Here is a 25,718-nt window from a genome sequence, read left to right on the forward strand (position 1 = left end):
GGACCGGCGTTCCCAGGAACTTCCTTCCCTTATCCCCGGTGCGCGGCGGTCACAGACTTCGTTATCGACAACGGATCGCTACCGCAGGAGGACACCATGTCGCTCACCCTCGACACCTACCGGCTGTTGGGCCGCTCCGGTCTGCGGGTCTCACCACTGGCGCTGGGCACGGCGACCTTCGGCACCGAATGGGGCTGGGGCGCCGAGCAGGACGAGGCGCGCAAGCTGTTCCACCTCTACGTGGAGCACGGCGGCAACTTCATCGACACCGCCAGCACCTACACCGATGGCAGCTCCGAGCGGCTGCTGGGCGAATTCACCCGCGACAACCGCGAAAGCCTGGTGCTGGCGACGAAGTACACGACGCTGCGCCGGCCCGGCGACCCGAATTCCGGGGGCAGTCACCGAAAGAGCCTGTTCTCGTCGGTGGAAGCCAGTCTGCGCCGGCTGAATACGGACTACATCGATCTGCTCTACCTGCACGTGTGGGATTTCACGACGCCGGTCGAGGAGATCCTGCGCGGCCTGGACGACCTGGTCCGGCAGGGCAAGGTCCTGTACGTGGCGATGTCCAACGTCCCGGCCTGGCAGGTGTCGCGCATGCAGGCGATCGCCGACCTGCGCGGCTGGTCGCCGCTGGTCGCGCTGCAGATCGAGTACAGCCTGATCGAGCGCACCGGGGAGCGTGACCTGATCCCCATGGCACGCGAGATGGGGCTGGGCGTGGTGCCGTACTCGCCGCTGGCCGGCGGGGTGCTCACCGGCAAGTACAGCCGCGACGACCTGACCACGACGAACGCCGCGGCCGAGGACGGCACCCGGAAGAGTTTCACCCTCGCCAACGGGGGGCTCACTGAGCGCGGCCTGGACATCGCCGAGGTCGTGAAGGAGGTCGCCGCGGAGCTGGGCCGCACGACCGCCCAGGTCGGGCTGGCCTGGACCCTGCGGAATCCGGATGTGACGGCATCGCTCATCGGCGCCCGCACCCCCGCGCAGCTGGCGGACAATCTGGGCGCCCTGGAGGTCGACTTCACTGCCTCTCAACTGGCCCGCCTCGCCAAGGCCAGTGCGATCGAACTCGGCTTCCCGCACGACATGCTCGCGGGCGACAGGATGCGCGCGGTGACCCGCGGCGACCTGAGGATCGAAGCCCGCCGCTGATACCCGATCGAGCGCCGGGGGCGGCACTACCGCTGTCCCCGGGGCGCTGTTCGGCGAGGTGTTTCCCGGAGGAGTTCGCCGGAGTGCCATACGTCTGGCGGGGTGCGTAGCGTGGAAGCGTGAAAAAGACGACCGTGTACCTCCCGGAGGAGCTGGAAGTACGACGGGACGCCGAGTCGTCCGCCACCGGCGTCAGCAAGGCCGAGCTCATCAGGCGCGGTGTCGCCCTGCTCCTCGACAACGCGGAGCGTCCGAAGCGGGGCCATGAGATGCCCGTGTTCAACAGCGGCCGCCCGCTCACCTCCGAGGCCATGGACGACACGCTCTACGAGCACATCAAGGAACGAGCGGCCCGCCGTTGATCATCGTCTCCGATGCATCCGCCCTGTACGCCGCGTTCGATGCCGCCCAGGAGGCACTCCGCTGCGGCCGAGATCCTGAGGAACGAGCGGCTTGCCGTCTCTCCCCTGGTCATCACCGAACTGGATCAGCTGGTCCAGCGCCCCTGACACCGGGACTGGACGCCTTCCGCGTCCTGCCCGCCGACAAGTGAGCCCCGGCTCAGCCCTTCCTGCCGCCGCCCACCTGGCTGCGTACCGCGCCCACACTCGCGCCGATGACCAGGGCGATGGCGAGGGCGTCGGTGGTGGACAGGGCCTGGTCCAGGATCAGGAAGCCCGCCGCCGCCGCGATCGCCGGTTCCAGGCTCATCATCACGGCGAACGTGGAGGCGGGGAGCCGTCGCAGGGCCATCAGTTCCAGGGTGTACGGGAGGACCGAGCTGAGCATCGCCACCGCCGCGCCGAGCGCCAGCGTGGAGGGGACCACCAGCTTGCTGCCCGACTCGATGATGCCCAGCGGCAGCGAGAGGACCGCCGCGACCACCATCGCCAGGGCCAGGCCGTCCGCCTGCGGGAAGCGGCGGCCGGTGCGGGCGCTGAAGATGATGTACGCCGCCCACATCGCGCCCGCGCCCAGGGCGTACGCCGCGCCGACCGGGTCCAGGCGGTCGAAGCCCCCGCCACCGAGCAGGACGACCCCGCCCACCGCGAGGCCCGCCCACAGGACGTTGATCAGGCGGCGGGAGACGATGACGGAGAGGGCGAGCGGGCCCAGCACCTCCAGCGTGACGGCGATACCGAGCGGGATGCGGTCCAGCGCCTGGTAGAAGAGCGTGTTCATCCCGGCCATCGCGACACCGAAGGCCAGCACCGTGCCCCAGTCCGCCCGCGAGTGGCCGCGCAGCTTGGGGCGGCAGACGATCAGCAGGACCAGCGCGGCGACGGCCAGGCGCAGGGTGACGACGCCGAGCGCACCGGCCTTCGGCATCAGCAGCGCCGCGACCGCCGAGCCGAACTGGACCGAGAGGCCGCCCGCGACCACCAGCACGACCGGGGCCAGCGCGGCCCGTCGGCCACCCGGGCGTCCCGCACCGCCGCCGGTCTCGTCCAGCGCCGACACCGCCTCGGGTACGGCGACGGCCGCTGCGGCCGATTCTGCGGCAGTGCGCCGGTCGTTCACGGGCTGGCCTTCCGGAGGGAGAGACTCCAGTACAACACAATGCACCGGACAAGTGACGATACTGGACTGACCACATCGCCGTGTCCTTCCACCGTAGGGACCCCGGCGCGTCCCGTGAAATGCCTGTTGGGCTCACGTTATGCTCCCCGCGCATGAGCATGGAACCTACTTCCGGCCGCCCCGTGGAGCTCCGGCACCTGCGGGCCTTCCTCGCCGTCGCGGACGAGGGCAACGTCACCCGCGCCGCCGCCCGCCTCCGGCTCACCCAGCCCGCCGTCTCCCGTACTCTCGCCGCCCTGGAGAAACACCTCGGCGTCCGGCTCGTCGACCGCTCCACCCACCACCTCGCCCTCACCCCCGAGGGCGTCGCCTTCCGCGACAAGGCCGCCGCAGCGGTCGCCGCCTTCGACGAGGCGCTCGACTCCGGACGGCTGCGCCACTGGCCCCTGCGCCTGGGGCACGCCTGGTCCGCCTTCGGCCCGTACACCACACCGCTGCTGCGGACCTGGCAGGAGCGCTACCCGGACACCCCGCTCGAACTGCTGCGGATCGACGACCGCACCGCCGGGCTCACCCGGGGCGAGGTCGACGCGGCCCTGCTGCGCGGGCCGGTGGACGCGCCGGGGCTCGTCACCGAGGTGCTGTTCACCGAGACGCGGGTGGCGGCGGTGACGGCGGACGGCCCGCTCGCCGCCCGTACCTCCCTCACGCTCGCCGATCTCGCGGCCGGTCCGGTCGTCCTGAACACCGTCTCCGGCACCACCGCCCTCGACCTGTGGCCGCCGCACGCCCGGCCCGCCGCCACCCTCACCGTCGCCAACACCGACGACTGGCTCACCGCCATCGCCGCCGGGCGCGGCAGCGGGGTGTCCGGCGCCTCCACCGCCGGGATGCATCCGCACACCGGGGTGGCCTACCGCCCGCTCGACGACGCCCCGCCACTGCCCGTGCTGCTCGCCCGCCGGGACGCCCCCGGCCACCCCGCGCTGCCGAAACTCGCCGCGCTGGCCCGCGAGATCGTGGGGCGGGACCACAACGCCCGGCCCTGAGGGCTGCCGCATCGCACGACGGGCCGGGAGCCGCATCACTGACTTCTCATTCGTCCGGAACCGGAAGCGGCCACGACCAGACCACATCGGCGGCGTCCCGTTCCCTGATGATCCGCCGCCGGCGGGATGCTTCGCGTTTCGTCCCCGAGTTGAGCGGGCGGTACCGGACCCAGTCGATCGGGACGATGTGGAGGGCCAGGGTTTCCCACGCACGTTGCTGATCGACCGAGTGCGCGAGCACCACGGCGAAGCGCTGGACGCACCACAAGCACTCCCAGGGCGGTCCGGTGACGACGGCTCCGGCGTCAGCGAGCTTCCGGCCGTACCCGTCCTCGGCATCGAGCTCCGTCTCCGCATGGAAATCGTCGCCCCCGAAGAAGTGGACGCAGCCGCGCCGCAGGCTGCGCGCCATGTCCGACAGGCGCTCGGCCGTTCCGCAATCGCCGTCCTCCCGCACACGGGCCACCGCGAGCGGGAAGATCGCGTACGTGCCCCGGTCGATCACGGGGAAGCCGAGATCTGCCCATTGCGGAGTCCTCTCGGAATGCCTGTGGCCGAGCGTGCGCTCAAGCGCGTGCATGATCGACAGGCCGTCCGAGATCCGATGCTCCTCCTCCCCGGCCCCGGTCACGAGGACCCCGTCCCCACCGCGGGATCGTTCTGTTCGATGTCCAGCCCCTCCGCCAGCACCTCCGCGAGGTGTCTGGCCCGGCGTCCGGCCAGTTGTTCCAGCTGGGTCCGGCAGGAGAATCCGTCCGCCAGGATCTCCGTACCGGGCTCCGCCGCCCGTACGGACGGCAGGAGTTGTTCCTCCGCGCAGGCCACCGACACCTCCCAGTGGCCCTTCTCGAAGCCGAAGTTCCCGGCGAGCCCGCAGCAGCCGCCGCTCAGTCCGCCGGTGAGCCCCATCCGCTCCCGGAGCCGCCGCTCGGCGTCGTCGCCCAGTACCGCGTGCTGGTGGCAGTGCGTCTGGCCCACGACGGGGCGCTCGGTGCGGGGCGGGGTCCAGTCGGGGGCGTACTCCTGGAGGTACTGGGCCAAGGTGCGTACGGACGCCGCGAGTTCGGCGGCCCGCGGGTCGTCGGGGAGCAGTTCGGGAAGGTCGGTGCGCAGGGTGGCGGCACAGCTCGGTTCGAGGACGACGAGCGGTTGGCCGGGGAAGAGGTCCACCCGGTCCAGGGTGCGGCGCATCACCCGGCGGGCCGCGTCGAGCTGGCCGGTCGACACGTAGGTGAGGCCGCAGCACACGCCCCGGGCCGGGAGGTATGCCGTGCGGCCCGTGGCCTCCAGGACCCGTACCGCCGCCCGCCCCACCTCCGGGGAGAGGTGGTCGGTGAAGGTGTCCGGCCAGAGGGCCACCACCTGGTCGGTCGAGAAGATCTGGGTCCCCTTGCCCGCCCGCACTAGCATCCACCGTGCGAACGTCTCCGTCGCCAGCACCGGAATCGTCCGTTCCGGCGCGATGCCCGCCAGCCGTTTGGCGAGCGCGGCGAGCGGGCGCGTCCGGGCCAGGGCGTTCAGCGGACGGGCGAACGGGGCGGCGAGCCGCAGCCACCGGGGCAGCCGGCCCATCGCGTAGTGGGACGCGGGGCGCAGCCGCCCCTTGTAGTGGTGGTGCAGGAACTCCGCCTTGTACGTGGCCATGTCCACGCCCACCGGGCAGTCACTGCGGCAGCCCTTGCAGGACAGGCAGAGGTCGAGCGCGTCCCGCACCTCCGTCGACCGCCAGCCGTCCGTGACCACCTCGCCCGCCAGCATCTCGTGCAGCAGCCGGGCCCGGCCCCGCGTCGAGTGGGCCTCCTGCCCGGTCGCCCGGAAGGACGGGCACATCACGTCCGTGCCCTTGCCCGCTGCCGTGTCCGTACGGCATTTCGCGACGCCCACGCAGCGGCGGACGGCCGCCGTGAAGTCGCCGCCGTCCTGCGGGTAGCCGAAGGCGACGTCCACGGGGCGTTTCGGCAGCACGGCGAAGCGGAGGTTGGCGTCGAGGGGGTCCGGGCGGGCGAGCATGCCGGGGTTCAGGCCGCCGTCCGGGTCCCACAGGTCCTTGAAGCGGTGGAAGACGCCGACGAGTTCGTCCCCGTACATCCGGGGCAGCAGTTCGGCGCGCGCCTGGCCGTCGCCGTGCTCCCCGCTGAGGGAGCCGCCGTGCGCGACGACGAGGTCCGCCTGCTCCTCGGAGAACCGGCGGAAGCGTGCCACGCCTTCGGTGCTCAGCAGGTCGAAGTCGATCCGGACGTGGATGCAGCCGTCGCCGAAGTGGCCGTAGGGCGTGCCGCGCAGCCCGTGGTCGGTGAGCAGGGCGCGGAAGTCACGGAGGTACGGGCCGAGCCGGGCGGGCGGAACCGCGCAGTCCTCCCAGCCGGGCCAGGCCTCGCTGCCGTCGGGCATCCGGGTCGCCGTGCCGGCGGCGTCCTCGCGGACGCGCCACAGGGCGCGCTGTCCGACCGGGTCGGTGACGACCGAACCGTCGAGCGCGTCGGCCGCCCGCAGGACGCGTTCGGCGTGGGCGCGGGCCTCGGCCGGGGTCGCCCCGCCCGTCTCGACGAACAGCCAGGCCCCGCCGCGCGGCAGACCCGCCGGTTCGCGTACGAGGTCGGCGGCCATGCCCTCGACGGTGAGCGGGCCGTACGGGAGGAGACCGGCGGCGGCTTCGGCGGCGGCGGACTCGTCGGCGTACCCGAGGACGGCGAGCGCGCGGGAGCGCGGGGCCTCGACCAGGCGGACGGTCGCTTCCGCGACGACGGCCAGGGTGCCCTCGCTGCCGCAGAAGGCGCGGGCCGGGTCGGGGCCGCCCGGGTGTTCGGGGAGCAGGGCGTCGAGCGCGTAGCCGGAGATGCGGCGCGGGAGGTCGGGGTAACCGGTGCGGAGCAGGGCGAGGTTGGCGTCGACGAGTGCGCGCAGGCCGGGCGGGACATCGGCGAGACCCCGGTCCAGTCTCAGCGTCTCGCCGCCGTAGCGGACGACCGTCAGCGCGTGCACGTTGTCCGCGGTGGTGCCCCAGGCCACCGAGTGCGCGCCGCAGGAGTTGTTGCCGATCATGCCGCCGAGCGTGCAGCGGCTGTGCGTGGACGGGTCGGGTCCGAAGGTCAGCCCGTGCGGTGCCGCGGCGGCCCGCAGGTCGTCCAGGATCACGCCCGGCTGGACGACGGCGGTACGGGAGGTGGCGTCCAGCTCCACGATCGACCGCAGGTGGCGGGTGAGGTCCAGGACGACGCCGGTCCCGGTGGCCTGCCCGGCGATGGACGTCCCGCCGCCGCGCGGGACGACCGGAACCGCGTGTTCACGGCAGACGGCGAGCGCGGCGGCGATGTCGTCGGCGTCGCGCGGGGCGACGACGCCGACGGGCACACGGCGGTAGTTCGAGGCGTCCATCGTCATGAGCGCCCGCGCGGAGGCGCCGAAATCGACCTCTCCGCGTACGGCGGCACCGAGGTCGTGCCTCAGGTCGCCCGTCTGTCCGGAAATCCCCTCGCGCTGTTCGGCCATGCCCTCAGGATGCCTTCGACGGAGTGAACTCTTGGGACAGGACCGGGCGCAAAGGCACATTCGGAATATAAAAGCCCACAAGAACTTCCCAAACCAATCGTCAATTCTCTTATAGTGACCAAGACTTGAGCAGGAATTATCAGCTCCAGTTGTCACGATCATCCATACTCGTGACGAACTGTCCCGATCTGACCTGTCCCGCACCGTCCGCTCCCAAGGACTCCGATTGCGCCCCTCATTCCGGCCGACCGCACTCGCCTTGCTGATCTCGGCAATCGTCACCGGCTCACTGACCGTGTGGGCCGTCGCCGTCGCCCCCGACTCTGTGAGGACCCCGCTGGCCTGGGGGGCGGGCGCCGCCGCCGTACTGCTGAGCGTCGCCCTGGCCGTCATCGTCCGCACTCTGGGCGCCGCCCGCGCGCTGCGTGCCCAGCGGGCCGCCGAGGCCCAGCGGTTCACCGCCGAGACCTCGCGTCTGGTCTCCGCCTCGGCGGCCGACGCGCAGCGCTTCACCGCCGAGACCGCCCGGGTCACGTCCGAGGCGCGGGCCGAGATGTCCCGGATCACCGCCGCGACCGCGGCGGAGAGGGCCCGTCTGACCGCGGAGTCCCAGCAGCTCACCGCGCGCGCCACCCGCGCCGAGACCGAGCGGTCCGCCGCCGTCGCCGCCTGCGCCAACGCCGCCGGCCGCATGCAGGCCCTGGCCACCAGCATGCTGGCCGACCTGCGGGACATGGAGCACCGGCACGCCTCGGAGGACGTACTCGGGGATCTGCTGCACCTGGACCACCGCACCGCCCAGGCGGGCCGGCTCGCCGACTCCATCGCCGTGCTGACCGGTGCGCGTTCCGGTCGCCGCTGGGCGAAGCCGATCGTCATGGAGTCGATCCTGCGTGGCGCGATGGGCCGGATCGGCAGCTACCAGCGGGTGCGCCTGCACTCGACGAGCGACGTCGCCATCGCCGGGCACGCGGCCGAGGGCGTCATGCACGCCCTGGCCGAGCTGCTCGACAACGCCGCAAACTTCTCGCCGCCCACCGCCGAAGTGCATGTGTACGTCGAGGAGGTCCCGGCGGGCATCGTCATCACCGTCGAGGACAGCGGCCTGGTCATGAGCGAGGTGCAGCTGCGCCGCGCCGAGCGTGCGGTGTCCGCCGAGAACCAGGACCTCACCGGCCTGTCCGGCACCCGGCTCGGCCTCGCCGTCGTCGGCCGGCTGGCCCGTAAACACGGACTCACCGTCTCTTTCCGGCCGTCCGCGCGCGGCGGCACCGGCGCGCTGATGATGCTGCCTCAGGACCTCATCTCCCGCACCCCGTCGGCCACGGCAGCCGCCCCGGCCGCGCCCACCCCGGCACCCACCCCGCTCGCGTCCGCCGCGGCGCTCCCCGCGCCGGTGACCGACCCCCGCGCGTCCGCCGAGCCGGAGCCCGCGCACGCACCGGCCGCGTACCCGGACGCCACCCCCGCGCCCGTCCCCGCCGCCCGGCCCGCGCCGGACCCGGCCCCCGGCGCGCACGGCCCCGGCTCGCACGGCCCCGACCAGGACCGGGACACCGGCCCCCAGGGTCCGGATTCCGAATCGACCGGCGCCGTTCCCCAGTTCGGCGAGAGCGGCCTTCCCAAGCGCCGTCGCGGCCGCACGCTGGCCGCCGCCGAGTCCCGTACCGGCACCGCCACCCCCGGCGAAGCCGAAAGCCCCCGGCCCCGTACCACCGACCCGAAGGTCCAGGCAGCCCGCTTCAGCACCTTCAGCAAGGCGGTACGAGCCAACTCCCCGCACCCGGAAGGCAACACCCGATGACCGCGACCACCGACGAGAAGCTCAACTGGCTGCTGGAGGGGCTGCTCGAACGCACGCCCGGCACCCGGCACGCCCTCGTCCTGTCCCGGGACGGCCTCAAGCTGTGCCGCACCCCCGAGCTCTCCGTCGACCAGGCGGACCAGCTGGCCGCGATCTCCGCCGGAATCCAGAGCCTGTCGCACGGCGCGTCCATCGAGTTCGGTGACGGCACCGGCGGCGTACGGTCCGCGATGACCGAGTTCTACGGCGGTGTGCTGTTCATCGTCGAGGCGGGCGCGGGCGCCCACCTCGCGGTCGTCGCCGCGGAGGACTCCGACGTCGGCCTCGTCGGCCACAACATGAGCGAACTCGTCGAGCAGCTCGGCGAGCACCTCGTCGCCCCGCCGCGCTATCCCGCCGAGGGCCCGGCCGCGGCCGAAACCACGGCCGTATGACGACGGCGCCCCGCCCCCGACCCGGTCGCGACGACGATCCGGACCGGCTCTACACCCTCACCGGTGGCCGCAGCCGCTCCGACTCGGCCGCCTTCGACCTGGTGACCCTCGTCGTCTCGGAATGCGATCCGTCCCCCGGCATGCAGTCGGAACACGTCGCGATCCTGCGGATGTGCGAGCGCCCCACGGCGGTCGTCGAGATCGCCGCGAGCCTGAGCCTGCCCGTCAGCATCGTCCGCATCATGCTCTGCGACCTGCTCGACACCAGCCGGATCAGCGCCCGCCACCCCCGTACGGCCCGTGTCGCGGACCGGCTCCCCGACCCCGACATCCTGGAACAGGTGCTCGTTGGACTCCGCAACCTCTGACCGTGCCGCCCTGCGGGCGACGGCCGACAACGGACTGAAGATCGTCGTCGTCGGCGGCTTCGGCGTCGGCAAGACGACCATGGTCCGTTCCGTCAGCGAGATCCGCCCGCTGAACACGGAAGAGACCATGACCCGCGCGGGCGAGGCCGTCGACCACCTCGACGGCGTGCACGCGAAGACGTCCACCACGGTCGCGTTCGACTTCGGCCGCATCACGCTCGACGCACGCTCGGTGCTCTACCTCTTCGGCGCGCCCGGACAGGAACGCTTCTGGTTCCTGTGGGACCGGCTGTTCTCCGGGACGCTGGGCGCCGTCGTCCTCGTCGACACCCGGCGGCTCGCCGACTCCTGGTACGCCATCGACCGGCTGGAACACCACGGCACGCCCTTCATCGTCGCGTGCAACGACTTCGGCGGCCCGCTCCACACCGAGCAGCAGATAAGGGAGGCCCTGGACCTCTCCGAGGACATCCCGCTCGTCGAGTGCGACGCCCGGGACCGGTCCTCCAGCAAGTACGTGCTGATCACGCTCGTCGAACACCTCCAGACGCTGGCCGCCCGTGCCCGGACCCCACAAGCGGCCCTGACGGCGACCTCGGCGTCCCCGGCAGCCAAGACCCCGGAGCCCACCCCGTGACCGCTCTCCCCGTGACGGGCTGCCCCGTCACCCACGGGTCCGTACCGCTGTCCGGACCCCGCTTCCAGACCGACCCCGTGCGGCTGTACCGGGACATGCGGCGCGACCACGGCTCCGTGGCCCCGGTCGTCCTCGACGGCGACGTACCGGCCTGGCTGATCCTCGGATACCGCGAACTGCACCAGGTCACCGGTGATCCGGTGCTCTTCAGCCGGGACTCGGACCTCTGGAACCAGTGGGACCGCATCCCGGCCGACTGGCCGCTGCTGCCGATGATCGGGCGCAAGCAGCCCTCGATCCTCTACACGGTCGGCGAACGGCACAGCCGCCGCGCCATGATGATCAGCGACGCCCTGGAGGGCGTCGACCCGTTCTCGCTGAAGCGGTACGCGGAGGAGTTCGCCGACGGTCTCATCGACCGGTTCTGCTCCACCGGCGGGACGGACATCATCGCCGAGTACGCGATGCTGCTCCCCGTACGCGTCCTGGCGAAGATCTACGGCTTCTCCGACGAGACCGGTGCCGCGCTCGTCGGCTCGATCAACGACATGATCGACGGCCGGGAGCGGGCGCTCGCCGGACAGCAGCACCTCGCCTCGTCCATGGTCCAGCTGCTGGCCGACAAGCACACCGCGCCGGGCGACGACGTCGCCAGCCGGATGCTCGCCGACGACGGGGGCTTCACCGACGAGGAGATCGCCCAGGACCTGATGGTCATGATGGCCGCGGGCCACCAGCCGACCGCCGACTGGATGGGCAACTCGCTGCGCCTCATGCTCACCGACGACCGGTTCGCCGCCTCCCTCTCCGGCGGGCGGCACAGTGTCGCCGAGGCGATGAACGAGGTGCTCTGGGAGGACACCCCCACCCAGAACGTCGCCGGGCGGTGGGCCTCCCGCGACACCCACCTCGGCGGCCGGCACATCCGCGCCGGGGACCTGCTGCTCCTCGGGATCGCCGCCGCCAACGGCGACCCGCAGGTACGGACCCACGCCTCGGCCCTCACCGGCGGCAACAACGCCTTCCTCTCCTTCGGCCACGGCGAGCACCGCTGCCCGTTCCCCGCCCAGGAGACCGCCGAGGTCATCGCCCGTACGGGCATCGAAGTCCTCCTGGACCGGCTGCCCGACGTGGACCTCGCCGTCCGCGCCGAGGCGCTGACCCGCCGCCCCTCGCCCTGGCTGCGCGGTCTGACCGACCTGCCGGTGCGTTTCACTCCCACCCCCGCTCTCGGAGGAAGACCATGACCCGGATCGCCCTGGACCCCTTCGTCGCTGACCTCGACGGCGAGGGCGCCGTACTGCGGGCGGCCGGACCACTGGCCGAGGTGGAGCTGCCGGGCGGGGTGCACTGCTACGCCGTCACGCACCACGCCGAGGCGAAGGCGCTGCTCACGGACAGCCGGATCGTGAAGGACATCAACGTCTGGGGCGCCTGGCAGCGCGGCGAGATACCGATGGACTGGCCCCTGATCGGCCTCGCCAACCCGGGCCGCTCCATGCTGACGGTCGACGGCACCGAGCACCGCAGGCTGCGCACCCTGGTCGCGCAGGCCCTGACCGTGAAGCGGGTGGAGCGGCTGCGGTCGGGCATCGAGGCACTGACGAACGCGAGCCTGGACCGGCTGGCGGCGCTGCCCGAGGGGCAGAGCGTCGACCTGAAGGCGGAGTTCGCCTACCCGCTGCCGATGAACGTCATCAGTGAGCTGATGGGCGTGGACGCCGCCGATCACCCCCGCCTCAAGGAGCTGTTCGAGAAGTTCTTCTCGACGCAGACCCCGCCCGAGGAGGTCCCGCGGATGATGGCGGACCTAGGCGCCCTGTTCACGAAGATCGTCGACGGCAAGCGGACGAACCCGGGCGACGACCTGACCAGCGCCCTGATCGCGGCCTCCGAGGACGGTGACCACCTCACCGACGAGGAGATCGTCAACACGCTCCAGCTGATCATCGCGGCCGGTCACGAGACCACGATCAGCCTGATCGTCAACGTCGTCGAGGCGCTCCAGACCCACCCCGAGCAGCGCGAGCGGGTGCTCAACGGGGAGATCGCGTGGGAGAGCGTGATCGAGGAGACACTGCGCTGGAACACCCCGACCTCGCACGTCCTGATCCGGTTCGCCACCGAGGACGTGGAGGTCGGCGACAAGGTGCTGCCGAAGGGTGAGGCGCTGATCGTCTCCTTCGGCGCGCTGGGCCGCGACGAGGCGCAGTACGGCCCGACGGCGGGCGAGTTCGACGCCGCCCGCACGCCCAACCGCCACATCGCCTTCGGCCACGGCCCGCACGTCTGCCCGGGTGCGGCCCTGTCCCGCCTGGAGGCGGGGATCGCGCTGCCCGCGCTGTACGAGCGCTTCCCGAAGCTCGATCTCGCGGTGCCCGCCGCCGAACTGCGCAACAAGCCGATCGTGACGCAGAACGACCTGTACGAGCTCCCGGTCGACCTCGGCTGACCCCGCGCCGCCGCCCGCGCGACGCCCGGCCCACGGGTCGGAGCCCCCGTCTCATCCGACGGACACGGTCTTACGCCGTGCCGCCGAGGGACTACGCTCCGACTCGTGGCCGATATCCAGATTCCCGCTGACATCAAGCCCGCCGACGGACGTTTCGGCGCCGGACCCTCCAAGGTGCGGACGGAGGCGCTCGACGCGCTGGCCGCCACCGGCACCTCTCTTCTCGGTACGTCCCACCGCCAGGCCCCGGTCAAGAACCTGGTCGGCGAGGTACGTGACGGTGTACGCAGCCTCTTCTCCCTCCCCGAGGGATACGAGGTGATCCTGGGCAACGGCGGCTCCACCGCCTTCTGGGACGTCGCGACGCACGGTCTGATCGAGTCGAAGTCCCAGCACCTGAACTTCGGCGAGTTCTCGTCGAAGTTCGCCAAGGCCGCGAAGCTCGCGCCGTGGCTGGCCGACCCGACGGTCATCGCCTCCGACCCGGGCACCCACCCGGACCCGCGCGCCGAGGCGGGCGTCGACGTCTACGCCTTCACCCACAACGAGACCTCGACGGGTGTCGCCGCGCCGGTCAAGCGTGTCGCGGGCGCCGACGAGGGCTCCCTGGTCCTGGTGGACGCCACCTCCGGCGCGGGCGGCCTGCCGGTCGACATCACCGAGTCGGACGTCTACTACTTCGCCCCGCAGAAGTCCTTCGCCTCCGACGGCGGCCTGTGGATCGCGGCGTTCTCCCCGGCAGCCCTGGACCGCGCCGCGCGCGTCCACGCGTCGGGCCGCCACATCCCGGAGTTCTTCTCGCTCCCGACGGCGATCGACAACTCCCTGAAGAACCAGACGTACAACACCCCGGCGCTGGCCACCCTCTTCCTGCTGAACGAGCAGCTGAAGTGGATGAACACCCAGGGCGGCCTGGACTTCACCACCGGCCGCACGGCCGCCTCCGCGCAGAACCTGTACGGCTGGGCCGAGGAGTCCAAGTACGCGACCCCGTTCGTCACCGACCCGGCGAAGCGCTCGCAGGTCATCGGCACGATCGACTTCGCGGACGAGATCGACGCGTCCGCCGTCGCCAAGGTGCTGCGCGCCAACGGCATCGTGGACACCGAGCCGTACCGCAAGCTGGGCCGCAACCAGCTGCGCGTGGCGATGTTCCCGGCGATCGACCCGTCGGACGTCCAGGCCCTGACGGCCTGCGTCGACTACGTGATCGAGAAGCTGTAACCGGACGTACGGAGACGGCCCGGCACACGACGTGTGCCGGGCCGTTTCTGCTTCACTCGGCCGGGTGGCGGATCGCCTGCGGGACACCCGGAGCGACTCCGTCCTACGATGATGTTCTCGACACCAGCCATTCCAGGAGGCCCGCAATGTCTGCAGCAGCAGTCGAGCACCCCTGTGACGGTGAACCGGAGATCTCGCTGCTGGAGAGTGCCAACGAACTCTCCGAACAGCTCCCGGGGCGCCGCGTCGAGATCATCGGAGGCGTCATCACCGTGGCTCCATCGCCGGACGGCCGACACGGCCACGCACTGACCAAACTGATGCGTCCGTTCATTGCCGCAGGTCTCGACGACGGCGAATCCGCCATCATTCAAGGTATCGGCGTATGGCTGCCCAGTGGCCCGCACGACTACGCCATTCCTGACCTGTCCCTGGTAGACGAAGACTTCGACGACCACCTCGCCGAGAACAGCTGCTACGACCCCAGCGTCTTCCGTCTGGTCGCGGAGGTCACCTCCGGGAACTACCAGAACGACCTCCGTATCAAGGTCGTCGCGTACGCCCAGGCCAAGATCCCCGTCTACGTCATCCTCGACCGCAAGCACAGCCGCATCCATGTCCTGACCGAGCCGCTGGCCGGAGGGTACGACCGGCACGAGGTGTACGCCCCCGGCCAGGAGGCCCCGCTCCCCGCCTCCATCGGCGCCGAGGTCTCCCTCGATGTCGCCGAGCTGGTGCAGGCGGGCCGCCCGAAACGCTGAGGTCCGGGGCGGGACCCCGCCGCCCTCAGGTCACCGCTGAGCCGTCACTCCCCCGGCGCCGCCGCCAGTACGGCGCGCAGGGCGGCCACCCCGGCCAGCCACTGCTCGCCCGCACCGCCGTCCGTCCACAGTTCCAGCGGCTCCGAATTCTCCGCGGTGACCCGGTCCAGGGCCCGGACCGCGAGCGGGCGCAGGTCGGCGGGGAGCGGGGGCAGGGGCTTCTTCGGGCCGTACGGGGTGGTGACGGGCTCACCGCCGGGGCACTGGGTGGCTATCAGCGCCGCGGCGGCCACCGCCACCTCGCCGTCGTCCAGATAGTCCTGCGGCGACGTGCCCACCACCGCGGTCAGCGCGTCCCGGAGGACATCCGCGCGCTTCTCCGGCGGTGCGTCGTCCACCCGGCCCCCGAAGTCCGCAGCGGTGTCGTTGTCGAAATGGCCGATGTCCCAGGCGCCCATGAGGTCCCTTTCTCAGTTGGTGTCCTCATCCTGACGCCCACCACTGACAATCGGCCTACGGGCCAGTACGAAACCCTGCGGGGCCCGTTCAGGGAACGCGCTGTCGGTGTCCCGCTCCCGCCACAGTCGCGCCCGTACCTCCAGGCCCGCCCGCCGCAGCAGTTCGGCGATCTCCTCCACCTGACGCCGGTGGAAGACGAGCGAGATCTCATGGCCCCAGCCGTCGTTCATCGGCAGGGGCTCGTCGCCCACCTGGAAGCCCAGTTGTACGTGGGCACCCGGCGCCAGCACACGGTGGAACTCGGCGAAGACCCGCGGGAGTTCCTCGTCGGGTACGTGAATGGTCGAGTACCAGGCCAGCAGTCCGCCCAGTGACGCGTCCGGGAGGTCGAGGCCGAGCATCGACCCCTCCTCGAAGCGCAGCCCGGGGCAGTTCTCGCGGGCCACGGCCAGCATCCCCGGGGACAGGTCGATCCCGAACACGTCGACGCCCAGCCCGTGCAGGTACTCCGTGATCCGGCCCGTCCCGCAGCCGACATCGGCCACCGGGAGACCGCCGCCGCCCCCCTTGCCCACCAGTTCGGCGAAGGCGTCGAGCACGGCCCGTTCGATCGGCTTGGCGGCCAGCTCACCGCGGCTGCGGGCGGCGTAGTCGACGGCGAGGGTGTCGTAGGAGTCGCGGGTGGCATGAAGGAAGGCGGGTTCGGTCATGGCGAGGACCCTAGGCCGTGCCGGCGGCTCCGGGCACGTCATTGCGCCACCGGACCTCGCCGTCCTCCCACTCCTCGGTCGGGGCGAGCCCCGCCGCCCCGGCCACGGCGGCGGACGCGGTGTGGTCGGGGTGGATGTGCGCGATGACCGTACGGACGGAACAGTTCGCCCGCAGGTGCGCGACGAGGCCCACCGCCGCCTCCTTCGCGTAGCCGTGCCCCTGCCACGGGGTCCCCACCACCCAGGCGATCTCCGCCCTCGACCCCCGTACCGTCGCCTGGACGTAGCCCGCCAGGCGGCCGTCCGCGCGCGCCCGGAGGACCCAGTTGCCCCACATCTCGGCGGGGTCCGGCGACCCGGCGCTCTGACGCTCGTAGCGGGCCCGGAGCGCGGCCACGTCCTCCGGGGCGCCGCCGGTGTACGTGTGCAGGGCCGGGTCGGCGAGGACCGCGGCCATCTCGTCCGCGTACGCGGCCTCCAGGGGCAGTGCGTCGAGACGTTCGGTGGTGAAGGGCAGGGGCCCGTTTCTGTGCATGAGGCCCGACCTTATGCCGGGCCTCCCACCGGCGGCATCACCATTTCCCGGCGGCCGGGCGGCGCCACCCCGAGCGGCTGGGCGGCCCAACCCCCAGCGACTCAGCGACCCGGCTCAGCGGCCCGGCTGAGCGGCTCAGCGGCTCAGCCGCTGGAACCTGCGCACCGCCAGCGGCAGGAACACCAGCGTGATCACCAGCGGCCACACCAGAGCCATCAGCAGCGCGTGCTCCTCGACCCATGTACCGCCTCCGGCCACCGGGTTGCCGAACAGTTCGCGGGTCGCTGTGGCCGTCGAGGAGATCGGGTTCCACGCGGCGACGGTGCCGAGCCAGCCCGGCATCAGGGAGGGCGCGACCAGGGCACTGGAGATCATCGTGACCGGGAAGGCGATGGCGTACAGACCGCCCGCCGCCTCCGCGTTCGGGACCAGCAGCCCCAGCCAGACGCCCACCCAGATCAGGCTGAACCGCAGCAGCAGGAGCAGTCCGAAGGCGCCGACCGCCTCCATCGGGCCGCCGCCCGCCCGCCAGCCGATCGCCAGGGCGGTGGCCGCCAGGATGGCCAGCTCGGCGGAGGCCACCACCAGGTCCGCCACCCCGCGTCCGGAGGCGACCGCCGACGGGGCCATCGGCATGGAGCGGAACCGGTCGATGACGCCCCCGTCCGTGTCGGTGACCACGGCCATCGCGGTGTTCATGAAGCCCATCGCCATGGTCGTGACGAACATGCCGGGCATCAGGAACTCCCGGTAGTCGCCCCCGCCCGGCACCTTCATCGCGCTGCCGAAGACATAGCCGTACAGCAGCACGGACAGGATCGGGAAGCCCAACTGCCAGATGATGGAGACGGGTTGGCGCTGATAGTGGGTGATGCTGCGCCGGGTGACGTTCCAGCTGTCGGCGAGCGCCCAGTAGGCCCGGCCGTGCCGCGGACCCGCGTGGACCGGGCCCTCGTTCAGTTCGAGCACGGTCATACCGCCACCCCCGCCTTCTCGTTCGCGGCCTTCTCGCCCTTCGCGTCCTTCGCGGCCGTCGTGTCCAGCGCCGTCTCCTCGCCCGCGCCGCGCCCCGTCAGCCGCAGGAACACGTCGTCCAGGCTGGGCCTGCGCAGCCCGATGTCCTCGACCGCGATCCCCTCGTCCCGGAGCGTCCGCACCACCTCCGTCAGCGCGGCCACCCGGTCGGAGACCTGCGCGTGCACACGGCGGGCCGTGTCGTCGGTGACGACGAGACCGCCCCCGGCCACCCGGTCCACCACCCTCACCACCGCCGGGAGATCGGCCGCTTCGGCGGCGACGACCTCGATCCGGTCCCCGCCGATCCGGTCCTTCAGCCCGTCCGGGCTGTCGTCGGCGATGGCGCGGCCCCGGTCGATCACGGTGATGTGCGAGGCGAGCCGGTCCGCCTCGTCCAGATACTGCGTACTGAGCAGCACCGTCGTACCGCCCGCCACCATCGCCCGTACCGCGTCCCACACCTCGCCCCGGCCGCGCGGGTCGAGCCCGGTCGTGGGCTCGTCCAGGAAGAGCACGGCGGGCGCGAGGATCATGGACGCGGCGAGGTCGAGCCGCCGCCGCATGCCTCCGCTGTACTCCATGACCCCCTGGTCGGCGGCCTCCACCAGGTCGAACTGTTCCAGCAGCTCCCCGGCCCGCTGGCGGGCCCGGCAGCCGCCGAGGTGGAAGAGGCGGCCGAACATCTCCAGGTTCTGCCGGCCGGTGAGGACCTCGTCGACGGCGGCGTACTGACCGGTGAGCCCGATCCTGCTCCGTACGAGCCGGGGTTCACGCCGCACGTCGAGCCCCGCCACCTCCACCCGGCCGGCGTCGGAGCGCAGCAGGGTCGCCAGGACCCGCACGGCGGTGGTCTTGCCCGCACCGTTCGGTCCGAGCAGACCGTGCACGGTGCCGGGGCGGACGGCGAGGTCGAACCCGTCGAGCGCCCGTTTCTCCCCGCCCCCGGATCCGCCCCCGTCACTGCCCCCGTCCTTGCTCGTGCCCCGCCCCTTGCCCCGGCCCTTCTCCCGGTACCGCTTCACGACCCCTTCGGCCAGCACCGCGTATCCGGACGCAGACATGGCAAACCCCCTCCGCAACATGAGAACTGAGTACGCTGTACCCGAATGAGAGTACACCGTACCCAATTCCTGTCCAGAGCATTACTCTGGTGCCCATGACGAGAAACGGTTCGGCAGCGGAAGCGGACGGCACAGCCACCGGCAGCGGCGATATCGCGCGCAGCCTGGAGCTCCTGTGGAAGAGCGGCGACCGCCCCAGCCGCGGCCCCAAACCGGGCCTCACCCTGGACCGGATCGTCACCACCGCCGTCGCCGTCGCCGACGCGGAGGGGCTGGCCGGTGTCTCGATGCGCCGGCTCTCCACGGAGCTGGGCGCGGGCACGATGACGCTCTACCGGTACGTCCCCGGCAAGGCCGAACTCCTGGACCTGATGCTCGACCGGGTGCTCGGCGAACCGCTCACCGGCAACACCGCCGAGGTCCCCGACGACTGGCGCACCGCCATAGACTCGATGGCCCGCACCTACCTGGACAACCTGCGGACCCACCCCTGGCTGCTCAAGATCAACCAGGCCCGCACGGTGCTCGGCCCCAGTGCCCTGCGCGGCCTCGAACTGTCGCTCACCGGCCTGCGGGGCATGGGCCTCAAGGACCCCGAGCTGATCGCCGTGATCATCACCGTCAACAGCTTCGTCGAGGGCCTCGCCCGCACCCAGAGCCATGCCGTGGAGGCCGTGCAGCAGACCGGCCTGAGCGACGCCGACTTCTGGGAGGACCAGCGCCCCTACCTGGAGCGGGCCATGCTCAGCGGCGAGTACCCGATGATGGCGGGCATGTCGGAGGACACCTTCAGCGCCGACTTCGACCACTTCGAGTTCGGGCTGCGGCGGCTGATCGACGGGTTCGAAGTGCTGGTCGGGGAGCGCGCGAGGGGATGACGACGGGCCCGGTCCGCGCGCCCACGGCAGTGCGGAACCACCCGGGGGCGGGGATCGCCCCGTACACGGCGTGGCGCGGGGCGGGGCGGTGCGGACACCCACGGGACCGCCCCAGTCCCGCCTCACGCCTGCCCGTGACGCCTCACGCGCGCCTCACGCCCGCCCGTGACGCCTCACGCCCGCCTCAGCCCCGCCCGCCCCGGCGCCTCCGCAGGGCGAACCAGGCCACGGCCACCCCGGCGAGGACGACCGCGCCCAGCGTCATGCTCCCCTTCTCCCCGCCGCCGTCCGCCCCGTCCCCGCCGGACCCGCTCACGGCACTCCCGGACCCGCGTCCCGCGTCCTTGCCACCGTCCCCGCTCCCGCTTCCGCCCCCGCCCCCGCCCTTCACCTCGACCCGCTCCACATCGCTGCCCTTCCCCTCCGAGCCGAACATCAGCGCCGAGCCGTCCGCCGTGTACGTCACGGACTCGGCCTGCCGCTGGAACGGGGCGCTCACCGCGTGGTCCTCGCCCAGCCTGCCGCCCTCGAAGACGTACGCGCGGGCGCTGAAGTAGGACCGCAGCAGCAGTTCGCGCCCGTCCGGCGAGAACGCCCCGTCCGTCACCCACGGCACCTCCCCCACCCGCCGGAACACATTGGTCCCGCCGGTGGAGAGCTTCGCGGGCCCCTCGTACAGCCCGCCGCCGTCCTCGTTCTTCGAGGCGATGTAGACGCGGCCGGTCTTCGGGTGGACCATCAGCGCCTCGGCGTTGCGCGCCCCGTCCGCGTACTTCACGTCGAACTGGGTCGCCGTGACCGTGGCGTCCCGCAGCTGCTTCGGCTCGGGGAAGCGGTAGATCCAGACGTGGTCCCACGTCCCGTTCAGGTTGTCGCCGATGTCACCGACGTACACATTGCCGTCGGGCCCGATCGAGATGGCCTCGACGTCGCGGGGCTCGCCGACCCCGCGCATGGTGATCGTCGCGACGGTCTTCCCGGTGCGGGAGTCGACGGCGTAGATGTACGGGCCGTCGTCGCTGTCGTTGTGCGTCCAGTAGACGCCCGGATGGATCGGGCTGGCGGCGAGGCCGCTGGACTCGGTGATCCGGGGGTCCTCGATCGTGAAGGTCCGGTCGGCTCCGCCGTCGTCGGCCACGGCCGTGGCCGCCCCCGTCAGTACGAGCAGGAGGGCGGCACCGGAGGCTGTCAGATACGAGCGCATGACCCCAGTGTCCATCGTCACGTCGCAGGCCGGATGGGTGATCGGCCATGATGTCGCCATGCGTTTCCTCTTCGTCGGCGACTCCATGACCGTGGGCAGCGCCGGGGACTTCACCTGGCGCTTCCGGATGTGGCAGCACCTCGAAGCGACGCTCCCCGGCCGGTACACGATCACCGGCCCGCGCACCGCGCTGTACGACACCGAGGCACAGGCCCCGCTCTCGTACGCGTACGGCGCCCCGTCCTTCCCCGCCGACGCCCGCCGCCACCTCGCCGGCTGGGGCGAGGGCTGGCTGCACATGGCCCCGGTGATCGCGGACGCGGTGACCGAGGCCCGCGCCGACGTCCTGCTCGTCTCGCTCGGGCTGATAGACCTCGGGTTCTACACCGACAGCGCGCAGACCACCCAGAACGCCCGCGCGTTCGTCGCGGCGGCCCGCACCGCCAACCCGCACATCAGGATCGTGCTCCTGCCCGTCATACCGAACATCAGGGCCGAGTCGGACGCCCCCTTCGCCGCCGAGTGCGAGCGCTTCAACGAACTCCTCGCCAAGGCCGTCGCCGACCTCGACGGACCGGCGTCCCCGCTGCTGCTGGCCTCGCGCCCGGCCTCGTACGACATCCACACCGACACCTACGACGGCACGCACCCCGGCCCGAGCGGTGAGCACAAGCTCGCGGCCGCCTTCGCCGACGCGATGCACCAGGCGTGGGGGCTGGGCGCCCCGTACGCCGCCCGCGCCTGAAACCGCTGCGCCCGCCGGACCGGCCACCGTACGGTGGTGCCTGATCGGTGAAGTGACGAGCTGTTACGGGGGTGGGTCCATGGACCCGATTTCGCTGGGTGTGCTGGCGGCGCTGGCAGGCGGCGCGGGCGGGGAGATCGGCCGTCAGGCGTGGTCCGGGCTGACGGGCCTGGTGAGCCGCCGCCGGGACCCCGCGCCGGGGACGCCCGACGGCGCGGCCCCGGAACCCGACACCGCCGAGACCGCGCTCACCGCGCTGGAGGGGCAGCCCGGCGACCACGAGTGCGCCCGAGAGCTCGAACGGGCGCTGCGTACGCGGGCCGAGGGGGACGAGGCGTTCGCCCGCGCGGTACGGGTGTGGGAGGCGATGTTCCAGGCTTCGCTGACCGCGGACCCGGACGCGGCGGCGGACCTGGAGGCGGCCGTCCGGGCGATCGATCCGGAGGCCGTGGCACCGGGGGCGGTGCACAACGACTTCCGCGGCAGCACGTTCAGCGGCCCGGTGCAGGGCAGCGGCACCCAGAACAACACGTTCAACGGATAGTTCCGCTGTCGGCCCCGTTACGGGTGAGGGCGGTGCGGAGCCGGTGGCCCGCCTCCGCACGCCCGCCCCCGCACGCCCGTCCCCGCACCCCCCAGGTCACTCCCGGGTCACTCCCCCCGCTGCCCCAGCATCGTCAGCGCGAGCTGGGTCAGCTCACCGGACACCTCGCCGGGCCGCGCCCGCCGGGGCCGTCGGCTGTGGTGGGCCATGAGTTCATGGACCGTACCGACCATCACCATCACGTCGACGCGGTGGTCCCGGTCCTCGGCCTCGCCCCGGTCCACCGCCCGCTCGGCCTCCCCCGTCAGGAACTCCGTCCACAGGGCCCGCCACAGCTTGCAGTGCTCGTCCACGGTGGCGCTCACGCCCAGCACCTCGACGAAGGTCACCCGTGCCTCACGCGGATCACGGGTGACGGCCTCCACATAGGCGTTGAAGAGGCGCTGGACCCGTTCCGCCGTCCCGCACTTGCTTATGTCGTCCGCGTGCAGGGCTCTCTCCGCCGCCCGCAGGCCGCTCGTCGTCACCCGGTTGTGCAGGGCGATGAGCAGTCCTTCCCGGGAGCCGAACTCCTGGCGCAGCACGTCGGCCGGTACCCCGGCGGCCTCGCAGAGCGCCATCTCGTTGGTCTCCGCGTAGCCGACGACGCCGAACAGTTCCCGCGCCGCGTCGAGGAGTCGCTCGCGCGCCTGGTTACGGAGCATGTCACCGGGCCCGGTGCGCTGAGCCGGCCAGTTGTCCATCACCGGTCCTCCTTCAGCGGAAGAGGTGCGGGAGAGGGCCTCAGCACCTCTGCACAGACCGCCCGCACCATTGTGCTCGCCCCCGCACCCCGGTTCCGACTGCGCCACACCCCCATCGGGAGCGCGGCGCCCGCCTTCACACCCCTGTCGCGCCGTCGACGCGCTCCCTCAGCGGATCGGCGTGACCGTTGTGGCGGGCGTACTCCGCGATCATGTGCACGATCACCCGACGCGGCGGGACCGGGCCCCCGCAGAGCGTCGTGGCCCTCGACATCGAGATCGGGGGCGTCGGCGGCGTACCGGCTCGGCGAACGCCACTTCCGCCCGCCATGCCTCCAAGCACCGGATATGACAGTGGTATTGGCGCGCGCGCCGCCGAAATCCCCGTCCGGATCGGCTTCCGAGGAGAAGAGCGGCGGCGCGCCCTGTCCGGCCATGTCCTGCCGGAACCATCGGCGTTCCGTGTCGGCGGGATGGCGGACGAGACCGAGCGGCGAGGGCGTGGACGGTTCCACGGACCGCCGGGCGCCAACTCGTCACCCAGCCCGGCACACTTCATCTCAAGGGTGGTGCGCTGGGCGTACAGGAAGTTGACGAGCAGGGCGCGTCCGGGACCGGAATCCCGGCGGGACCGCCGCCCACACCCGCGAAGACGAACGGCGCCACTGGGCCGGACCCCGCCGCGGGTCGGCGCCCTCAGCTACCGGCGACGATCTCGGCCAGGTGGTTCAGCGAGTTGCCGAGATGCTCGGGGCCGAACGGCGGGAACGGGAAGTTCTCCCGGACGGACGGCGGCACCGCCGACCAGTCGTAGGTGAGCGTGACCCCGGTCCGGGACGGCCCGATCGACGCGAGGTCGTAGCGCCAGGTCCAGCCGCCGTACTCCACCTGCCCGTCGTCCTTCTCCTGCCCCGTCAACCAGCCTATGGCGCGCGGCTGGTCGAGCACGTGGACCTTGTTGGCCACCTGGTAGTCAACCTTCGGGTGGTGGGAGTGGTGCATGTCCATCCGGAAGATCTGCCCCACCTCGGTCAGCGGCGCCGGGTCGCCCACTTCCTGGATCCAGCCGGTGCCGTCGATCGCGGCATGGGTCGTCGGGTCCGCCAGCACCGCGAACACCTTCTCGGCGGGCGCGGCAACAGTCAGGGTGGCGCTCACGTTCTCCTGGTCCACGGTGTTCACCGCTCCTTGTCATCTCATCTCGGTTCTCCCGCAGGCGCGGAAGAGAGGGACGTTCCCACGGGACGCTCCCCCATACGCAGACGGCACGGCGAGCCGGAAGTCATCGGTCGTACGGCCGGAACCCGCGCCCACACCCACGCCCGTGCCCCGCACCCGCACCACCGCGACCGGACCGTGAGCGCCTCGGGGGTTAGCCCCACCTTGAGCCGGGCGGGTAGCAGGATCGCCCCGTGAGGCCGCCTCCGGAGATGCTGGACCCGGCGGATATCGCCGGTTTCCCCAACGATTCCACAGGAGTTGGCGCGTGCGTGAGCAGGCATGGCAGAGGTTCCGTTCCTCCGAGCGACGGGGCGGGCGACGGGGCGAGCAGCAGGGCCGACGGCGGGGCGGGCGGCGCGGAGCCGCCACAGCCGCGGCCGCGGTGGTCGTCGGCGTCATGACGATGGGCGCCCTGGCACCACCCCCGGCGTTCGCCGCCTCCGGGCCGGACACCGTCCAGCAGGGCCTGAACGCGCTGGTACACCCCGACGGCCCGCCCGGCGCGCTGGCGAGCGTCACGGACCGCGACGGCCGCACCCGCAACTACACCGCGGGGGTCGGCGACCTGGCCACCGGATCGAAGGTGCCCAGAGACGGTCGGGTACGGATCGGCAGCAACACCAAGACGTTCACCGCGGTCGTCGTGCTGCAACTGGTCGGTGAGGGGAAGATCCGCCTCGACGACCCGGTCGACACCTATCTGCCGGGCCTCGTACGCGGGGACGGGATCGACGGACGTCGCATCACCGTCCGTCACCTCCTCCAGCAGACCAGCGGACTCCCCAACTACAGCAACTACCTCGGCGAAGAGGTCCGTTACTTCGCACCCCGCGAGCTCGTCGACATCGCGCTCCGGCACAAGTCCGGCTTCGACCCGGGGAAGAAGTGGGAGTACAGCAACACGAACTACGTACTGGCCGGCCTGATCGTGGAGAAGGTCACGAGACACCCCCTCGCCGAGGAGATGGACCGGCGCATCATCAAGCGCATCGGGCTGCGCCACACCTATTTCCCCTCCCCCGGTGACGCGACCGTCCGAGGGCCCCATCCCAAGGGCTACTACCAGGATTCGGCGGGCGGGCCGCTGACCGACATCACGGAGATCGACCCCTCCTGGGGCTGGGCGGCAGGACAGTTGATCTCCACCACCTCCGACCTCGACCGCTTCTTCGGCGAGCTCCTGCGCGGCCACCTCCTCCGGCCGGCCCAGCTCGCCGAGATGCGCGGCGCCACCCGCCCCGCCGACAAGACCTTCGGCCCCGGCGCCCGCTACGGGCTGGGGCTCGTGAGCAAGCCACTGCCCTGCGACGACGGAATCTACTGGGGCCACGGCGGTAGCTTCCCGGGATACGAGACCCGGGGCGGCGCCACCGACGACGGCCGCGCCGCCAATGTCGCGGTGACCGTTCAGCTGAGCGACGAGGCGTCCAGGAAGCGTGTCGACAGCGTCGTGGAAACGGCCCTGTGCCGGTGATCCGCTCCGCCTAGGACAGGCCGAGCGACCTGACCAGGTCGAGCATCTCCGCACGGTGCAGCGCGGCCGGGTTGCCCGCCACGGGATGGATGTGGCCGTCGATCTCCAGGGCCACCGGGCCGTGGCGGGCAACCCGGGTACGGATGCTGTTCGCCGAGGGTCCGCCGCCCGAGACACCCCGTGCCCCCCACCGGCCCCCGCGCCACGGCCGCACGGGCGGCGTTCCG

At 72.0% G+C, this 25,718-nt stretch carries 28 protein-coding genes and 1 pseudogene; 15 read left to right on the forward strand and 14 right to left on the reverse strand.

The features are described 5' to 3' along the window. Window positions 1-96: 96 nt before the first annotated feature. Both OG413_RS07475 and OG413_RS07480 read left to right on the forward strand, forming a co-directional pair. Entirely contained in the window at window positions 97-1,161 is a 1,065-nt protein-coding gene (locus tag OG413_RS07475) for an aldo/keto reductase (RefSeq protein WP_266803672.1), read from the forward strand. Window positions 1,162-1,280: 119 nt separating this feature from the next. Continuing rightward, window positions 1,281-1,523, forward strand: a complete 243-nt coding sequence (locus OG413_RS07480) for a CopG family transcriptional regulator (RefSeq protein ID WP_266803673.1) — start codon at window positions 1,281-1,283, stop codon at window positions 1,521-1,523. A 199-nt stretch (window positions 1,524-1,722) separates the two neighbouring features. Here OG413_RS07480 and OG413_RS07485 read toward each other — a convergent pair whose 3' ends face one another. Next, window positions 1,723-2,682 (reverse strand): DMT family transporter, encoded by a 960-nt coding sequence (locus OG413_RS07485; RefSeq protein WP_266803674.1) that lies wholly within the window; start codon window positions 2,680-2,682, stop codon window positions 1,723-1,725. 152 nt (window positions 2,683-2,834) lie between these two features. On the opposite strand from OG413_RS07485, the gene OG413_RS07490 reads away from it, so the two are divergent. Beyond that, window positions 2,835-3,731 carry a LysR family transcriptional regulator gene (locus OG413_RS07490; RefSeq protein ID WP_266803675.1) on the forward strand — a complete coding sequence of 299 codons (897 nt, stop codon included), beginning with the start codon at window positions 2,835-2,837 and terminating at the stop codon, window positions 3,729-3,731. Window positions 3,732-3,777: 46 nt separating this feature from the next. Here the strand turns inward: OG413_RS07490 and OG413_RS07495 are convergent, their stop codons facing one another. Together OG413_RS07495 and OG413_RS07500 are read right to left on the reverse strand one after the other, a co-directional pair. Next, entirely contained in the window at window positions 3,778-4,362 is a 585-nt protein-coding gene (locus OG413_RS07495; protein ID WP_266803677.1) for a hypothetical protein, read from the reverse strand. Beyond that, window positions 4,359-7,220: an FAD-binding and (Fe-S)-binding domain-containing protein gene (locus OG413_RS07500; RefSeq protein ID WP_266803679.1), complete on the reverse strand. Its 2,862-nt coding sequence runs from the start codon at window positions 7,218-7,220 to the stop codon at window positions 4,359-4,361. Before OG413_RS07500 ends, OG413_RS07495 begins: the two co-directional genes overlap by 4 nt. A gap of 226 nt (window positions 7,221-7,446) precedes the next feature. Here OG413_RS07500 and OG413_RS07505 point away from each other — a divergent pair, with 226 nt between their 5' ends. The 8 genes from OG413_RS07505 (at window position 7,447) to OG413_RS07540 (ending at window position 14,900) form a co-directional block, all read left to right on the forward strand. Next, the gene (locus OG413_RS07505) at window positions 7,447-9,024 is read left to right on the forward strand and encodes a sensor histidine kinase KdpD (protein ID WP_266803680.1); all 1,578 of its coding nucleotides are present in this window, start codon (window positions 7,447-7,449) and stop codon (window positions 9,022-9,024) included. Beyond that, window positions 9,021-9,458 (forward strand): roadblock/LC7 domain-containing protein, encoded by a 438-nt coding sequence (locus OG413_RS07510; RefSeq protein ID WP_266803682.1) that lies wholly within the window; start codon window positions 9,021-9,023, stop codon window positions 9,456-9,458. The genes OG413_RS07505 and OG413_RS07510 overlap by 4 nt, the downstream gene beginning before the upstream one ends. Beyond that, window positions 9,455-9,826: a DUF742 domain-containing protein gene (locus tag OG413_RS07515; RefSeq protein ID WP_073718580.1), complete on the forward strand. Its 372-nt coding sequence runs from the start codon at window positions 9,455-9,457 to the stop codon at window positions 9,824-9,826. The genes OG413_RS07510 and OG413_RS07515 overlap by 4 nt, the downstream gene beginning before the upstream one ends. After that, window positions 9,807-10,463 (forward strand): ATP/GTP-binding protein, encoded by a 657-nt coding sequence (locus OG413_RS07520; protein ID WP_266803685.1) that lies wholly within the window; start codon window positions 9,807-9,809, stop codon window positions 10,461-10,463. Before OG413_RS07515 ends, OG413_RS07520 begins: the two co-directional genes overlap by 20 nt. Before the next feature lie 11 nt (window positions 10,464-10,474). Continuing rightward, window positions 10,475-11,710 carry a cytochrome P450 gene (locus OG413_RS07525; RefSeq protein WP_266809965.1) on the forward strand — a complete coding sequence of 412 codons (1,236 nt, stop codon included), beginning with the start codon at window positions 10,475-10,477 and terminating at the stop codon, window positions 11,708-11,710. Beyond that, a complete protein-coding gene (locus OG413_RS07530) occupies window positions 11,707-12,915 on the forward strand; it encodes a cytochrome P450 (RefSeq protein WP_266803686.1) in 1,209 nt (402 codons plus the stop codon). Before OG413_RS07525 ends, OG413_RS07530 begins: the two co-directional genes overlap by 4 nt. Before the next feature lie 105 nt (window positions 12,916-13,020). Continuing rightward, on the forward strand, window positions 13,021-14,139 hold the full coding sequence (gene serC / locus OG413_RS07535; protein ID WP_266803688.1) for a phosphoserine transaminase: 1,119 nt from the start codon (window positions 13,021-13,023) through the stop codon (window positions 14,137-14,139). A gap of 146 nt (window positions 14,140-14,285) precedes the next feature. Continuing rightward, a complete protein-coding gene (locus tag OG413_RS07540) occupies window positions 14,286-14,900 on the forward strand; it encodes a Uma2 family endonuclease (protein WP_266803690.1) in 615 nt (204 codons plus the stop codon). Between the two features lie 44 nt (window positions 14,901-14,944). On the opposite strand, the gene OG413_RS07545 is transcribed toward OG413_RS07540, so the two are convergent. The 5 genes from OG413_RS07545 to OG413_RS07565 form a co-directional block, all read right to left on the reverse strand. Then, window positions 14,945-15,358 (reverse strand): DUF4259 domain-containing protein, encoded by a 414-nt coding sequence (locus OG413_RS07545; RefSeq protein WP_266803692.1) that lies wholly within the window; start codon window positions 15,356-15,358, stop codon window positions 14,945-14,947. Between the two features lie 12 nt (window positions 15,359-15,370). After that, entirely contained in the window at window positions 15,371-16,069 is a 699-nt protein-coding gene (locus tag OG413_RS07550) for a class I SAM-dependent methyltransferase (RefSeq protein ID WP_266803694.1), read from the reverse strand. 10 nt (window positions 16,070-16,079) lie between these two features. Continuing rightward, window positions 16,080-16,604, reverse strand: a complete 525-nt coding sequence (locus tag OG413_RS07555) for a GNAT family N-acetyltransferase (protein WP_266803695.1) — start codon at window positions 16,602-16,604, stop codon at window positions 16,080-16,082. Between the two features lie 135 nt (window positions 16,605-16,739). Further along, the gene (locus OG413_RS07560) at window positions 16,740-17,579 is read right to left on the reverse strand and encodes an ABC transporter permease (RefSeq protein WP_266803697.1); all 840 of its coding nucleotides are present in this window, start codon (window positions 17,577-17,579) and stop codon (window positions 16,740-16,742) included. Then, window positions 17,576-18,682, reverse strand: coding sequence for an ATP-binding cassette domain-containing protein (locus OG413_RS07565; RefSeq protein ID WP_266803699.1), 1,107 nt, complete (start codon window positions 18,680-18,682; stop codon window positions 17,576-17,578). Before OG413_RS07565 ends, OG413_RS07560 begins: the two co-directional genes overlap by 4 nt. Window positions 18,683-18,777: 95 nt before the next feature. On the opposite strand from OG413_RS07565, the gene OG413_RS07570 reads away from it, so the two are divergent. Next, window positions 18,778-19,560: a TetR/AcrR family transcriptional regulator gene (locus OG413_RS07570; RefSeq protein WP_266803700.1), complete on the forward strand. Its 783-nt coding sequence runs from the start codon at window positions 18,778-18,780 to the stop codon at window positions 19,558-19,560. Between the two features lie 184 nt (window positions 19,561-19,744). Here OG413_RS07570 and OG413_RS07575 read toward each other — a convergent pair whose 3' ends face one another. Then, window positions 19,745-20,764: a WD40 repeat domain-containing protein gene (locus OG413_RS07575; RefSeq protein WP_266803702.1), complete on the reverse strand. Its 1,020-nt coding sequence runs from the start codon at window positions 20,762-20,764 to the stop codon at window positions 19,745-19,747. On the opposite strand from OG413_RS07575, the gene OG413_RS07580 reads away from it, so the two are divergent. Then, a complete protein-coding gene (locus OG413_RS07580; protein WP_266803704.1) occupies window positions 20,763-21,509 on the forward strand; it encodes a GDSL-type esterase/lipase family protein in 747 nt (248 codons plus the stop codon). The two genes, OG413_RS07575 and OG413_RS07580, sit on opposite strands and share 2 nt — an antisense overlap. A 79-nt stretch (window positions 21,510-21,588) precedes the next feature. After that, window positions 21,589-22,053: a hypothetical protein gene (locus tag OG413_RS07585; RefSeq protein WP_266803706.1), complete on the forward strand. Its 465-nt coding sequence runs from the start codon at window positions 21,589-21,591 to the stop codon at window positions 22,051-22,053. Between the two features lie 107 nt (window positions 22,054-22,160). Here the strand turns inward: OG413_RS07585 and OG413_RS07590 are convergent, their stop codons facing one another. From OG413_RS07590 to OG413_RS07605, 4 genes and pseudogenes are all read right to left on the reverse strand, one after another. Continuing rightward, window positions 22,161-22,796 carry a TetR/AcrR family transcriptional regulator gene (locus OG413_RS07590; RefSeq protein WP_266803708.1) on the reverse strand — a complete coding sequence of 212 codons (636 nt, stop codon included), beginning with the start codon at window positions 22,794-22,796 and terminating at the stop codon, window positions 22,161-22,163. Window positions 22,797-22,932: 136 nt separating this feature from the next. After that, window positions 22,933-23,127 (reverse strand): DUF664 domain-containing protein, encoded by a 195-nt coding sequence (locus OG413_RS07595; RefSeq protein WP_323137822.1) that lies wholly within the window; start codon window positions 23,125-23,127, stop codon window positions 22,933-22,935. Next, window positions 23,117-23,311: pseudogene (locus OG413_RS07600) on the reverse strand (DUF664 domain-containing protein); the annotation flags it as partial. The pseudogene OG413_RS07600 and the gene OG413_RS07595, both read right to left, overlap by 11 nt. Window positions 23,312-23,492: 181 nt before the next feature. Continuing rightward, window positions 23,493-23,978, reverse strand: coding sequence for a polyketide cyclase (locus OG413_RS07605; protein WP_266803712.1), 486 nt, complete (start codon window positions 23,976-23,978; stop codon window positions 23,493-23,495). A 436-nt stretch (window positions 23,979-24,414) separates the two neighbouring features. Here OG413_RS07605 and OG413_RS07610 point away from each other — a divergent pair, with 436 nt between their 5' ends. Beyond that, window positions 24,415-25,491, forward strand: a complete 1,077-nt coding sequence (locus OG413_RS07610) for a serine hydrolase (RefSeq protein ID WP_266809967.1) — start codon at window positions 24,415-24,417, stop codon at window positions 25,489-25,491. Between the two features lie 10 nt (window positions 25,492-25,501). Here OG413_RS07610 and OG413_RS07615 read toward each other — a convergent pair whose 3' ends face one another. Beyond that, window positions 25,502-25,705 (reverse strand): hypothetical protein, encoded by a 204-nt coding sequence (locus tag OG413_RS07615; RefSeq protein ID WP_266803714.1) that lies wholly within the window; start codon window positions 25,703-25,705, stop codon window positions 25,502-25,504. Between the last annotated feature and the right edge of the window lie 13 nt (window positions 25,706-25,718).

The sequence above is a fragment of the Streptomyces sp. NBC_01433 genome (assembly GCF_026340105.1).
Classification (GTDB): domain Bacteria; phylum Actinomycetota; class Actinomycetes; order Streptomycetales; family Streptomycetaceae; genus Streptomyces.